13 protein-coding genes are annotated in these 12,299 nt (G+C 70.9%); 4 read left to right on the top strand and 9 right to left on the bottom strand.

All coding sequences use genetic code 11. The annotated features are described in order from the left end of the window. Positions 1-33 precede the first annotated feature (33 nt). From ACGFNK_RS42730 to ACGFNK_RS42705, 6 genes are all read right to left on the bottom strand, one after another. Complete coding sequence (locus ACGFNK_RS42730) at positions 34-1,092, bottom strand: 4-oxalomesaconate tautomerase (protein WP_393425910.1); 1,059 nt, start codon at positions 1,090-1,092, stop codon at positions 34-36. Between the two features lie 32 nt (positions 1,093-1,124). Further along, positions 1,125-1,844 (bottom strand): 4-carboxy-4-hydroxy-2-oxoadipate aldolase/oxaloacetate decarboxylase, encoded by a 720-nt coding sequence (locus ACGFNK_RS42725; protein WP_393425846.1) that lies wholly within the window; start codon positions 1,842-1,844, stop codon positions 1,125-1,127. Further along, positions 1,841-2,593: a PIG-L deacetylase family protein gene (locus ACGFNK_RS42720; RefSeq protein WP_393425843.1), complete on the bottom strand. Its 753-nt coding sequence runs from the start codon at positions 2,591-2,593 to the stop codon at positions 1,841-1,843. Before ACGFNK_RS42720 ends, ACGFNK_RS42725 begins: the two co-directional genes overlap by 4 nt. Positions 2,594-2,656: 63 nt before the next feature. After that, entirely contained in the window at positions 2,657-3,307 is a 651-nt protein-coding gene (locus tag ACGFNK_RS42715) for a GntR family transcriptional regulator (protein ID WP_393425840.1), read from the bottom strand. Between the two features lie 134 nt (positions 3,308-3,441). Beyond that, the gene (locus tag ACGFNK_RS42710) at positions 3,442-4,884 is read right to left on the bottom strand and encodes a sensor histidine kinase (RefSeq protein WP_393425837.1); all 1,443 of its coding nucleotides are present in this window, start codon (positions 4,882-4,884) and stop codon (positions 3,442-3,444) included. Beyond that, entirely contained in the window at positions 4,881-5,624 is a 744-nt protein-coding gene (locus ACGFNK_RS42705; protein WP_393425834.1) for a response regulator transcription factor, read from the bottom strand. Before ACGFNK_RS42705 ends, ACGFNK_RS42710 begins: the two co-directional genes overlap by 4 nt. 119 nt (positions 5,625-5,743) lie before the next feature. On the opposite strand from ACGFNK_RS42705, the gene ACGFNK_RS42700 reads away from it, so the two are divergent. Genes ACGFNK_RS42700 through ACGFNK_RS42690 form a run of 3 tightly spaced genes read left to right on the top strand, consistent with a single transcriptional unit; the run spans position 5,744 to position 8,298 of the window. After that, positions 5,744-7,081, top strand: a complete 1,338-nt coding sequence (locus ACGFNK_RS42700; protein WP_393425831.1) for a ferric reductase-like transmembrane domain-containing protein — start codon at positions 5,744-5,746, stop codon at positions 7,079-7,081. Between the two features lie 13 nt (positions 7,082-7,094). After that, positions 7,095-7,562 (top strand): FMN-binding protein, encoded by a 468-nt coding sequence (locus ACGFNK_RS42695; protein ID WP_393425828.1) that lies wholly within the window; start codon positions 7,095-7,097, stop codon positions 7,560-7,562. A gap of 10 nt (positions 7,563-7,572) precedes the next feature. After that, entirely contained in the window at positions 7,573-8,298 is a 726-nt protein-coding gene (locus tag ACGFNK_RS42690) for an FAD:protein FMN transferase (RefSeq protein ID WP_393425825.1), read from the top strand. A 39-nt stretch (positions 8,299-8,337) separates the two neighbouring features. On the opposite strand, the gene ACGFNK_RS42685 is transcribed toward ACGFNK_RS42690, so the two are convergent. The 3 genes from ACGFNK_RS42685 to ACGFNK_RS42675 all read right to left on the bottom strand — a co-directional run bounded on the left by ACGFNK_RS42685 (position 8,338) and on the right by ACGFNK_RS42675 (position 11,309). After that, positions 8,338-9,258 carry an NAD(P)-dependent oxidoreductase gene (locus ACGFNK_RS42685; protein ID WP_393425822.1) on the bottom strand — a complete coding sequence of 307 codons (921 nt, stop codon included), beginning with the start codon at positions 9,256-9,258 and terminating at the stop codon, positions 8,338-8,340. A gap of 107 nt (positions 9,259-9,365) precedes the next feature. After that, positions 9,366-10,061: a type 1 glutamine amidotransferase domain-containing protein gene (locus ACGFNK_RS42680; RefSeq protein ID WP_393425819.1), complete on the bottom strand. Its 696-nt coding sequence runs from the start codon at positions 10,059-10,061 to the stop codon at positions 9,366-9,368. 225 nt (positions 10,062-10,286) lie between these two features. Beyond that, on the bottom strand, positions 10,287-11,309 hold the full coding sequence (locus tag ACGFNK_RS42675; RefSeq protein ID WP_393425816.1) for a cation diffusion facilitator family transporter: 1,023 nt from the start codon (positions 11,307-11,309) through the stop codon (positions 10,287-10,289). Positions 11,310-11,603: 294 nt separating this feature from the next. Between ACGFNK_RS42675 and ACGFNK_RS42670 the strand changes: the two genes are divergently transcribed. Continuing rightward, positions 11,604-12,275, top strand: coding sequence for a hypothetical protein (locus ACGFNK_RS42670; protein WP_393425813.1), 672 nt, complete (start codon positions 11,604-11,606; stop codon positions 12,273-12,275). Positions 12,276-12,299: the final 24 nt, after the last annotated feature.

The raw sequence follows: 12,299 nt of genomic DNA, 5'->3' as shown, positions 1-12,299 counted from the left end.
TGCGGTAACGCCAGTGCAGGGAAAGGGAGTTGTTCAGGAACGGGGCGCGGCGGTTTCGGCGGGCCGGGGGTAGACCGTCCCGTCGAAAATCTTGCGCGCGGTGCGGACAACGGCCGTGCGGCGAGCCACCGGAGCGCTGCCTCCCGCGTCGACGCCCGCCTCGATGTCCAGGAACCCGGTGGGGTGCTCGATGCGCAACCGCTCCCCCGCTGCCGGGAGTTCGGCCACGTCCTGGCCGACGCCGCCCTCGATCCGCAGGCCGACGGCGACGCTCGCGGCGGCCAGGACGCCGATGGAGGTGTGGCAGCGGACCGGGATGAAGGTGCGGGTCATCACCGCGCCGCCGTGCGCGGGCGGGGCCAGCAGACTGAGCTTGGGCACGGTGGTGCCCTCGACCTCGCCGAGGCCCATCAACGGGCCCGCCTCCAGGCGGATTTCACGGAGCCGGTCGGCGAGGGCCGCGTCCTTCTCCAGGTCCTTGGGGTCCTCGTGGCCGGTGATCTTCAGGGAGGAGGCGGCGATCAGTACGGTCGGCATCCCGTTGTCCACGCAGGTCACCGGAGTGCCGGCGAGGGTGTCGCGGATCTTGCCCGTGGGCAGCAACGGGCTGCGGCCCGGCAGGAACGCGATGGCCACGGGCGCCGCGGTCCCCGGCACGCCGGAGATCTCGGCGGAGCCGGTGTAGTCGACGCGTCCGCCGGGGGTGGGGAAGGTAGCGGTGGCGAGTGCCCCGGTGTTGAGCATGCGGATCCGTACGGAGGTCTCGCCGTCGGCCGGGGCGACGAGCCCGCGCTCGACGGCGAAGGGGCCGACGCCGGCGAGCAGGTTGCCGCAGTTCTGACGACCCGACACCTCGCTTGTCCCGACGCCGACTTGGAGGAACAGGTAGTCGACGTCCACCTCGGGATCGGCCGAGGCCGACACCACGGCCACCTTGCTGGTCAGCGGGTGCGCCCCGCCGAGCCCGTCGATCTGGCGCGGATCGGGGCTGCCCATGAGGCGCAGCAACAGGTCGTCGCGTGCGCCGGGTTGGGTGGGCAGGTCGTCGGCCAGGAAGTAGGCGCCCTTGGAGGTACCGCCGCGCATCAGCATGCAGCGCACCTCCTCGGGCTCGGGCCCACCGGTCACGATCCGGCCTCGTCGCGGGCGTAGTCGGCGTAGTCGGCGTATGACCGGTACTGCACCCCCAGGCGTACGAGGGTCTCCCGCAACGCGTAGCGGTCCAGGCCGAGTTGGCCCCCGGCGAAGGCGGCGCGGGAGGCCTCCTCCTTGGCGGTACGGGCAGCGGACGCCTCGACGGCCTCGGCGGCTCGCTCGCGGGGCACGCACATCACGCCGTCGTCGTCGGCGAGGATCACGTCGCCAGGCCGGATGATCTGCCCGCCGATGGCGACCGGCACATTGACCGAGCCGCCGGTCGCCTTCACGGTGCCCTGGGCGGACACGGCGGCGGACCAGGCGGGGAAGCGCATCTCGCGCAGTTCGGCGGTGTCGCGGATACCCGCGTTGATCACCAGGCCGCGTACTCCGCGCTTCTGGAGCGCGGTGGCGAACAGTTCGCCGAACATGCCGTCCGTGGAGGGCGAGGTGGTGGTGACGACGAGGAGGTCGCCCTCGCCGCACTGCTCTACCGCCGCGTGGATCATGAGGTTGTCGCCGGGCCAGCTCAGAACGGTGACCGCGGTGCCGGCGGTGCGCACGTCCTGCTGGATGGGGCGCAGGTGGGGGCCGAGGAGGCCGGTGCGGCCGAGGGCTTCGTGGACGGTGGCCACGCCGTACGCGGAGAGGGCGTCCACGTCCTTCTCGGAGGCCTTGGGAGGGTTGGTGACGATCACGCCGCTCATGCCAGCTCCCCGGTGATCTGCGGGTAGGGGCGCATGTAGGCCTCGGCGTAAGTGGTGTGCGGCAGGCCGAGGTTGGGGCCCGCGTTGCGCTTGAGCTGGACGCCGCGGCGGATGGCGAGGTCGGTGTAGTAGTCCCAGAGGTGCTGCTGCGCGGCCAGGCACTCCATGGCCCGGCGCTTGGTCTCCCACACCTCGGTGATGTCCAGCAGAACCTCGGGCTTGAAGCCGCACATCTCGGGCTGGTGCGGCTCGAAGAAGAACACCGGCGGGGCTCCGATGATCTCACCCTCGGCCGGGTAGCCGATGGCCTGGGCGAGCACGCGGGCGTCCAGGGCCATCCGGGCGGCGGCCGGATGGTCGCCGTTGTACGGGTCCTCCAGCGGGTGGGTGAGCACGACGTCGGGCTGGGTCTTCCGGTAGGCGCCCACGAGTTGGTCGGTCAGCTCGGGGGTGGCGAGGAGGGGATAGTCGCCGGCGTCGAAGAAGACGATCTCCGCACCGAGGGTGGCCGCGGCCTTCTCGGCCTCCTCGCGGCGTATCCCCTTGATCTCCTCCAGCGTTTTGCCCTGGCGCCACGCCTTGGCGGACTCGCCCCGCTCGCCGTAGGTCAGGCACGCGATGGTCACCCGCTCGCCGCGGGAGGCGGCCAGGGCGATGGCTCCGCCGGCCCGCCATACGAAGTCCCCGGCGTGCGCGGTGATGACGAGGGTCGAGCGTGGGGGTGCGGGCGCCGTTTCGTCGTGCGTCATGGCTGCAATCTCCTTGCTGGACAGGTCAGTTGCCCCACTCCCGCGGCCTCATTCGCGCTGCGTCTATTCGCGCAGGGCGTCGATCACGCTCGTGAGGTGGTCGCGGGCGGCCGCGTCGGCCGCCTGGGGGTCGCGGGCCCTGATCGCCTCGATCATGGCCAGGTGTTCGTTCACGGACTGCTGGGGGCGCCCGGGGCGCAGTGCGAGCTGGAAGCGGTGGCGCACCAGTTGCGCGTTGAGCCGGTCCAGCAGTTCCACGGCCACCTGCTGGCCGGAGAACTGCTGGATCTTGGCGTGCAGTTCCTGGTTGAGCCCGGAGTAGGTCATCGGTTCGCCGTCGGCGACGGCCTTGCTCATCGCCGTGCCGAGGTCGGCCAGTTCGGTCAGCTGGTCGTCGGTGGCCTCGACGGCCGCCTTGGCCGCGCACAGTCCTTCGAGGACCATGCGGCACTCGGTGATGGCGACCGCTTCCTCGACCGTCACCAGCCGGACCCGTGAGCCGCGGTTGGGGATCCGCTCGACCAGTCCCTCGGCCGCCAGATCGATCAGTGCCGCGCGCACGCTGGCCCGTGTCACACCGAACTGCTCGGCGAGTTCGTTCTCCACCAGCCGCTGGGCCGGTGCCATCTCGCCGCGCAGGATCGCCTGCCGCAGCTGCGTCAGCGCGTGCTGCTTGGCTTGCTCTCCGCTGCTCGGCCTGACTTCGTCCGCCATCGTGCTCTCCCTGAGTGAGTGCCTGTCGACCGTAAATGTAGGTGAACAAAATTGTCAACAATTTCGTTCACCATGCTGCGGGCGCACAGGAAGCCTCAGGGCCGTCACAGACGGCGGGCGCGGGAGGCGGCTGCTCAGGCCGTCCGGCCGAGCGGAAGCCTGATCGTGAAGGTCGTCGAGCCCGGACAGCTGGTCAGTTCGAGGGTGCCGCCGTGGGCGCGGGCCAGTGAGCGCGCGACCGCGAGGCCGAGGCCGCTGCCTCCCCGGTCGCGGCTGCGGGCCTTGTCGACGCGGTAGAAACGGTCGAAGACGCGGTGCTGGTCGGCGGCCGGGATGCCGGGGCCTGCGTCGGCGACCCGCACCACCGCCATGCCGGACTCGACGGACACCTCGGCCGACACCTTCGTACCGGCCGGGGTGTGCACGGCGGCGTTGGAGAGCAGGTTGTCCAGCACCTGCCGGATGCGCAGGGGGTCGAGCCGCAGCATCACCGGGCCGGGGCCTGCCGTGACGGTCAGCGGGTGGTCCGTCCGGCCCGCGCGGAAGGCGTCGGCCGCCTGGTGCACCAGTTCCACCAGGTCCACCTCCTCCAGCCGCAGCGGCGCCTCCACATCGGCGGCGTCGAGGCGGGCGAGCAGCAGCAGGTCGTCCAGCAGTACGCCCATCCGCGCGGCCTCGGCACGCAGCCGGGCCAGGTGCTTGTCCCGCTCCTCGGGGGCGTTGGCCGCCGCGTACTGGAACAGGTCGGCGTAGCCGCGTACCGACATCAGGGGCGTACGCAGCTCGTGCGAGGCGTCCGCGACAAAACGGCGCAGCCGCTGTTCGACCTCCGTGCGGACGGCGAGCGAGTCGTCGATGTGTTCCAGCATGGTGTTGAACGCGGTGCGCAGCTCCTCGACCTCGGGGCCGCCGCTGCGCCCGTCGTGGCGCACCGGCAGCCGTGCCGAGTCGGTCAGGTCGTGCGAGGTGATGCCGCGGGCGGTGTGCGCCATGTCGCTCAGCGGCTTCAGACCGCGCCGCAGCATCCCCCGGCCGAACACGACGAGAGCGAGGAGCGCGAGCCCGAAGGCGATGGCCTGGATCATGATCAGCCGGCCCACCGTGTCGTCGATGCCGTCCATGGGCGCGGCGCTGACCAGGATGGTGCCAGGCTCGAATTCGCACGCGCGCAGCCGGTAGGTGCCTTTGCCCTTGAGATCGTCGGTGCGCAGGACCTCCGTGTCCGCGGACATCTGCGCCCGGGCCACGGCGGTGAAGGCGTCGACGTCCTTCGGCAGGTCGCCGGGGTCCTCGGGCTTGCGGAGCACGGGCTTGCCGCCCGACACGTCGTACACGGCGTAGAACCAGCTGTAGTACTTCTTTCCCGAGAGCGTGCCGTATTCCTCGATGTTCCTGGACTGGGCGATCTGTCCCTGCGCCAGCTGTTCGTCGAGCTGCTCCGACAGGTAGTCCCGCATGTACGTCGTCAGCGCCGTACCGACGACCGCGAACACCATCAGGGACAGCACACCCAGGCCCAGCGCGAGCCGGGTGCCCAGGCGCAGCCTGCGGTAGGTCCGCCTCAGCCGGGCTATCACTCGGCGACCTGCCGCACCACGTACCCGACGCCCCGCACGGTGTGGATCAGCGGTGCCCGGCCGTCAGCGCCCTCGTCAGGCCCGTCGAGCTTGCGGCGCAGCCTGCTGACGACCAGCTCCACGACGTTGGAGCGGCCTCCGAAGCCGTACTCCCAGACGTGGTCGAGTATCTGCGCCTTGGTCAGCACGGTCGGCGACTTGCGCATCAGATAGCGGAGCACCTCGTACTCGGTCGGTGTGAGCGTCAGCAGCTTCTCGCCGCGCCGCACCTCACGGGTGTCCTCGTCCATCGTCAGGTCGGCGACCTGGAGCACGGACCGCTGGAAGCCGGGTCCCGCGCTGCGGCGCAGTACGGTGCGCAGCCGGGCCATGAGCTCCTCCACCGCGAACGGTTTGACCAGGTAGTCGTCGCCGCCCCGGGTGAGGCCCGCGATCCGGTCGGCGACTCCGTCGCGGGCGGTGAGGAACACGACGGGCACCATCGTCCCGGACAGCCGGAGCCGGTCGAGCACACCGAATCCGTCCAGGTCGGGGAGCATCAGGTCGAGCACCACGATGTCGGGATGGAACTCGGCGGCCTGGCGCAGCGCCTCCTCACCGGAGTACGCGGTGACCGCGTCCCAGCCCTCGTAGCGGGCGACGGTGGCGACGAGGTCGGCGATGGGCGGATCGTCGTCCACCACGAGAAGGCGTACTTTTTCCACCCGCTCATAGTGCTTCACGTGACTCCTGGCGCCCATAGCGGTCCGCCCTCCAGAATCACATCGATAAAAACTTGAAAGTTGACCGACAGCTGAACGACAGCTCCCACCAGGCAGGCTCGGTATCCCCGGATCATTGATCGAGGAGTTGCCGTCCCGTGACGACTGTCCAACGCGTCAGACCCCCCACACCGGCGATACGCCCCAAGGTGGTGGCCCGCACCGGCCTGTACACCCTGCTGACCGCGAACGTCGCGGTGGTGACCACCTTCTTCTTCCAGTCCGGGCTCAACTCGAACGCCCTCATCCTGCTGGGGCGCTTGACCGGCCTGTACGCCGCCCTACTCATGGCCTTCCAACTGCTGCTCGTCGCCCGGCTGCCGTGGCTCGACCACCGGATCGGCATGGACCGGCTGACCTCCTGGCACCGCTGGGTCGGTTTCGGTCTGCTGTGGTCGCTGCTGGGGCACGGCGTGTTCATCACCCTCGGCTACGCCGAGTCCTCGTCGATGGACCCCGTCAGCCAGCTCGTGGACCTCGCCGAGACCGTCGAGGGTGTGCTGCGCGCGATCGTCGCCCTGGTGCTGATCATGGTCGTCGGCGCGGTCTCGGCGCGCTGGGCCCGGCGCCGGCTGGCGTACGAGACCTGGCACTTCATCCACCTCTACACGTACGTCGCGGTGGTGCTGGCGTTCACGCACCAGGTCGCGGTGGGCACGACCTTCACGACGAGCTCGGCGGCCACGACGTACTGGTACGCGCTGTGGGGCGTGGCGCTCGGCTCGGTGTTCGTGGGCCGGCTCGTGCTGCCGCTGTGGCGCAACCTGCGGCACCAGCTGCGCGTCTCGGCCGTCGTCCCCGAGTCCGACCACGTCGTGTCGGTCTACATCACCGGCCGCGATCTGGACCGGCTGCCCGCACGGGCCGGCCAGTTCTTCCTGTGGCGGTTCATGACCAAGGACCGCTGGTGGCAGGCCAACCCCTTCTCGCTGTCCGCCGCCCCGGACGGCCGGGGCCTCAGGCTGACCGCGAAGACGGCCGGCGACGGCACGGCGGCCCTGCGGCACCTGAAGGTCGGCACGCGGGTGTTCGCCGAGGGCCCGTACGGCGCCTTCACCACGATGCACCGGACCCGGCCTGACGCCCTGCTCATCGCGGGCGGCGTCGGGGTCACCCCGATCCGGGCCCTGCTGGAGGATCTGCACGGCCACGCCACCGTCATCTACCGGGTGGCCACGGACCAGGACGCGGTGCTCTACGACGAGCTGCGCGAACTGGCCCACGCCAAGGGCGCCCACCTGTTCCTGGTCAGCGGCCCGGCCACCCCGGACAAGCTGGCGCCGGCCGAACTGACCCGGCTCGTGCCGGACATCGCCGACCGGGACGTCTACGTCTGCGGCCCGCCCGGCATGACCGGCGCCGTCCTGCGCACCCTGCGCGACCTGGACGTGCCCAAGCAGCAGATCCACTTCGAACGCTTCAGCCTGGCCGGATGAGGGGGACGACACCATGAAGCGAGCAATTCCTGTCCTGGTCGTGAGCGTCGCGGCCCTGATCCCGGTCTGGCGTTACGCACCGTCGGCCGAGACCTCGTCGTCGAGCACCGAGGTCGCAGCGCCGGCTTCGACGCCGTCCGCGGCTGCCTCGTCGGGCTCGGGCTCTTCGGGCTCTTCGGACTCGGGATCGTCCGATACGGGATCTTCTGGTTCGGGCACGTCGAACCAGGTCATCGCGGGGTCGACGCTCAACACCGAGAAGGGCCCCGTGCAGGTCGAGGTGACCTTCGAGGGCGACACGATCAGCTCCGTACGGATGCTGCAGCAGCCGAACCACCCGCAGACCGAAGCCGCCGTGCCGAAGCTGATCGAGGAGACGCTCGAGGCGCAGAGCGCCGACATCGACACGGTGTCCGGCGCCACGATCACCAGCGAGGGCTACGTCGAGTCCCTCCAGGCCGCGATCGACGCGAAGAGCTGAGGGGCTGAGGGTGCGCCGGGTAGAGCACATCATGGGCTTCCCGATCTCCGTACGGATGGACAAGGGAGAAGGGGACGCCGCCGAGGCCGCGGACCGGGCCTTCGACTGGCTGCGCGAGGTCGACGAACGGTTCAGCCCGTTCAAGCCCGGCAGCGAGGTGTCGCGGCTCGACCGGGGCGAGCTCGAACTCCAGGACATATCCCCGGAGTTGGCGGAGATCCTCGACCTGTGCGAGAGGTACCGGGTCGCGACCGGGGGCGCCTTCGACGTACGGCTGCCCGGTCGCGGCCTCGACCCCTGCGCCATGGTGAAGGGCTGGGCGGTGCAGCGGGCGGCGGACCTGGTGGCGGCGACCGGGGCGTCCCGGTTCTGCCTGAACGCCGGCGGCGACGTGGTCGCGGCCGGCGGTCCGTGGCGGGTGGGCGTACGGCACCCCGAACAGTCCGACAAGCTGTGCACGGTCCTGGACGTGACGGACGGCGCCGTGGCGACCTCCGCACGCTACGAACGGGGCGACCACATCATCGACGGCCGCACCGGCCGCCCGGCCACGGGCCTCCTCAGCGTGACGGTGGTGTCCCCGTCCCTCACGGAGGCGGACGCCACGGCGACGGCGGCCTTCGCCATGGGCCCGGAAGGCATCGACTGGGCCGCCGCACGAGACGACTGCGAGGTGTTCGCGGTGGACGCGAAGCGGAGGGTGTTCCGGACGAAGGGGTTTCCGACGGCGGTGTGACGGGGTCTGAGTACGACCCGGGGTCCCGAGGACGAAGCCTCAGGTGGACGCCTCCTCGTCGGGGGCGAAATCGGGTTCGGAGTCGGCGTCGAAGCTGGCGAAGTACGCGGCAGCCATGTCCTCGTCGGCGTGGCCCTGGGCGGCGGCGCGCTGCATGCGGGCGGCGCTCGCGGCGGCGACATCGAGGCGTACGCCATTGTGCTCACCCGCCTCGACGATCAGGCGGGCATCCTTGGCGGCGGTGACCACCGCGAACTGGGCCGGGGAGAGCCGGCCGTCCAGGATGAGTCCGGCCTTGGCCCGCAGATAGCCCATGTCGAGCGGGCCGCCGGCGATGGCGTCGAAGAAGCTCTGCGGGTCCACGCCCAGCGCCTTGGACAGCGCGAGGACCTCGCCGGTCGCCGCGGTGGCCGCGAGGACCCAGCTGTTCGCCACCAGCTTCAGCCGGGTCGCGCTGCCGGCCGCGCCGTCCTCGCCGGTCCACACAGTGCGGGCGCCGACCGCGTCGAAGACGGGACCCACCACGTCCCGGCCCTCGACCGGGCCCGCGGCCAGGACCAGCAGTTGGCCCGCCTCCGCGGGCTGACGTGTGCCCAGCATGGGTGCGTCGTAGAAGACCAGCTCGTGTGCGCGGGCGAAGCCGGCCAGCTCGCCGATGCCCTCGATCCCGGCAGTGGTGGACTGCACCCAGGCCGTGCCTGGGCGCAGCGCGGGCTCCGCCTCGCGCATGACCTCCAGGGCGGCCGGCCCGTCATAGAGCATGGTCAGGACGACATCGGCACCGGTCACCGCCTCGGCGGGAGTACCGCAAATGTGCGCCCCGTCGGCCGCCAGGGGCTCGGCCTTGGCGCGAGTGCGATTCCAGGCGCGGACCGTGTGTCCGGCTTTGGCGAGGTTACGGGCCATCGCGGCGCCCATGATGCCGGTGCCCAGGACGCTCACGGTGAGCTTGTCGGTCATGACGTCAACTTCCCTGTGCGTGCGGTGCGCTGGTCTTCCTTGGCCTTGGTCGGCTGCGTGGTCGTGGTCTGCTCATGGGAGCGACCGGGGATCTCGGGTGCCGGGATTCAGCCGAGCTTCTTGAGCAGTTCGGCCGCGAGCGGGCCGGAGGAGGCGGGGTTCTGGCCGGTGACGACGTTGCGGTCGGCCTCGATGTGCGGCGCCCACGGTTCGCGGGCCTCGACCTTCAGGCCGGCCTCGGTGAGCCGGTCCTGGAGCAGCCACTTGGCCTTCTCCGCGTGGCCGGCCTGCCGCTCCTCGGTGTTGGTGAAGGCGGTGATGCGGTAACCGGCGTAGGCGTTGGTGCCGTCGTCCTTCGTCGCGGCCAGCAGCGCGGCCGGGCCGTGGCACACCACGCCCACCGGCAGACCCGACTCCACCGCCCGGGCGAGGAGACGGCCGGAGTCGGCGTCGACCGCCAGGTCCTCCATCGGGCCGTGACCGCCGGGAACGTACACCGCGTCGAAGCCGTCGAGGCGTACATCCGCCAGCGCCACCGGGCTGCGGAACTCGGCGGCGCCCTCCACCGCACCCCGGACCGCCGCCGCGTTCTCCGCGCCCCCGTTGGCCTCGGGGCTCAGGCTGGCGGGGTCGACGGGCGGCACGACACCACCGGGCGTGGCCACGGTGACCTCGTGGCCCGCGGCCTTGAACGCCTCGTAGGGGACGGTGGCCTCCTCGGCCCAGAAACCGGTGGGGTGCGTGCTGCCGTCGGCCAGCGTCCACTGGTCGGCGCCGGTCATCACGAAAAGGATCTTCGCCATGTGTACTCCTTGTGTTGCTGCGGGGTGATCCTGGCCATCGGTCGCCACTCGCACTGGCGCTGCCACCCGGTGCGCCCTGACGACATCCACGACGCTAGTCCCCACCCGGCGTCCGTGTGTCATCGCCCCGGGCTCCGGCCGCCTCACCCTCGTTCAAGGAGGCGCCAACGGCAGGCAGGTGGTGTCGCGATGCACCACGTGCCCGCCCGTCACGGTAGGCCCCACTCAGTGCTCGTGCGGCTCTTCCCGGTGGACCGGGCCATGCGGGTCCTCGCAGTGCGCCCCGTCGCCGGCCGGCTCACCGGGCAGGGCCAGCTGCAACACCTTCTCCGGGGCGTGATCCACCTGGAGAGTGGAGTGGGTGATGCCGTAGTCGTGCTGGAGGAGTTCCTCCAGGTCTCGGCGGACGGCGTGGCAGTCGCCGCCGGGCTCGACGAGGACGTGTGCGGACAGGGCGGACTGGCCCGAGGTGATCTGCCAGACGTGCAGGTCGTGGACCTCGACCACGGCCGGCTGGGCGACGAGCTTGTCACCGAGCGTGTCGGGGTCGACATCGGCCGGGGCGGCCTCCAGGAATATCCGGCCCGACTCGCGCAGCAACCCGTACCCGGCCTTCACCATCAGCGCGACGACCACGAGTGTGGCGATGCCGTCGGCGCGGGCGAACCCGGTGAGCAGAACGATCAGACCGGCGACCGCGGTGCCGATGAAGGCGAACAGGTCGTTGAGGATGTGCTGGTAGGCGCCCTCGACGTTGAGCGAGGAGCGGTTGGCCTTGGAGATGCACCAGGCGGCCGCGATGTTCACGACGATCCCGGCGAGGGCTGTGACGAGCACCAGCCCGCCCTCCACCTCGGGCGGATCGATCAGGCGGTGCACGGCCTCGTACGCCAGCCATGCGCCGAGCAGGAGCAGGGTCAGGCCGTTGGCCTGGGCGGAGAGGATCTCGGCTCGCTTGAGGCCGTAGGTGAAGCCGCCGCGGGCGGGGCGTGCGGACAGCCGCATGGCGATCAGTGCGAGGACGATGGACACGGCGTCGGTCAGCATGTGGGCCGCGTCGGAGATGAGGGCGAGGGACTGGGCGATGATGCCGATGACGACCTCGATCGCCATGAACGCCGTGATCAGCGTGAGCGCGATGCCCAACCAGCGGCGGTCGGCGTCCGTGGAGACGCCGTGGGAGTGCCCTGCGTGCCCGCCCGCTCCGTGCTCGTGCTTCGGGCCGTGCTCATGACTGTGGTCACTCATGCTGTACGCCTTCCCCCTCGCGACGGATGCCTCGCATGCAGTGAAACGCATGGGTTGGCGAATCACCAAAGGCTGCATCGGTGACCGTTGTCATGTCCGTTAGCAGGCCTCTGACCTGCGGAAACTCATCGACCAGTGATCGTTCCCAAGTGGCGGTTTCGCGAGCCCCACCCTGTCGTGAACGGGCGGGCGAGTCGGTGGGTACGCTTCCGGGGCGTACGGGTTCCGCAGTCCCGTAGGCCGCCATCCGCTCCCCGTCCGAACGAGCGACGGACTCCCGAAAGCCCCGACCTGATGCGACCGCCCCACCCGACACAAGCCGGCTCGCCGGCGTCCGGTGCGCTGCGCGCACTGCGGGCCGGGGTGCTGGCGGTGCTGTGTGTGCTGCTGCCGCTGGCCGGACATGTCCTGTCGCAGGGGCATGCGCCTCGGTGGGTCATCGTGGTCGGGATGGCGGCGGTGGCCGCGCCGGGCGCGGCGGTTCTGACGCGGCATCGGCTGACGGACACCCAACTGCTGGGCGTGTTCGCCCTCGCACAACTCGCCTACCACGTCGCCTACTCGTTGCCGGGCGCCTGCGTGGCGGTGGCCGGCCAGGACGGCACCTTCGGCGGCTCGTCCTGGCTGGTCGAGCACGGCGCGGTGTCCGGGCCGCCGCCCGGTGTGCTGCTCGCCGGACACCTGGTCACCCTGCTGCTCGCCGCCCGTCTGATGGGCGTCACGGAGCGGCTGCTGTGGCAGAGCAGGCCGCTGCTGGCCGCCGTACGACGCCTGCTGGTGTTCGTCTGGCCGCTGCTGAACGGCCGTCACGGCACCGGCCCGCAGATCGCGCTCCCCGACAACACCTCGCCGCTGATGTCGGCGCTGCTCGTGCGGTTGAACGAGGGCAGGGCTCCGCCGTCCGCCGGGCACGCTCCATTCGCCCTTCTCCGGCCGACGCCGATCGGCGCCCCCTGCATGCCCTGACGGGTTTGACGCGAGGGCCACCCG

The organism is Streptomyces sp. NPDC048825 (assembly GCF_043198355.1).
GTDB classification, from domain to species: Bacteria; Actinomycetota; Actinomycetes; order Streptomycetales; family Streptomycetaceae; genus Streptomyces; species Streptomyces xiangluensis.
The sequence above is the reverse complement of the archived record's forward strand: the minus strand, read 5'-3'. Positions and strand labels throughout refer to the sequence as shown.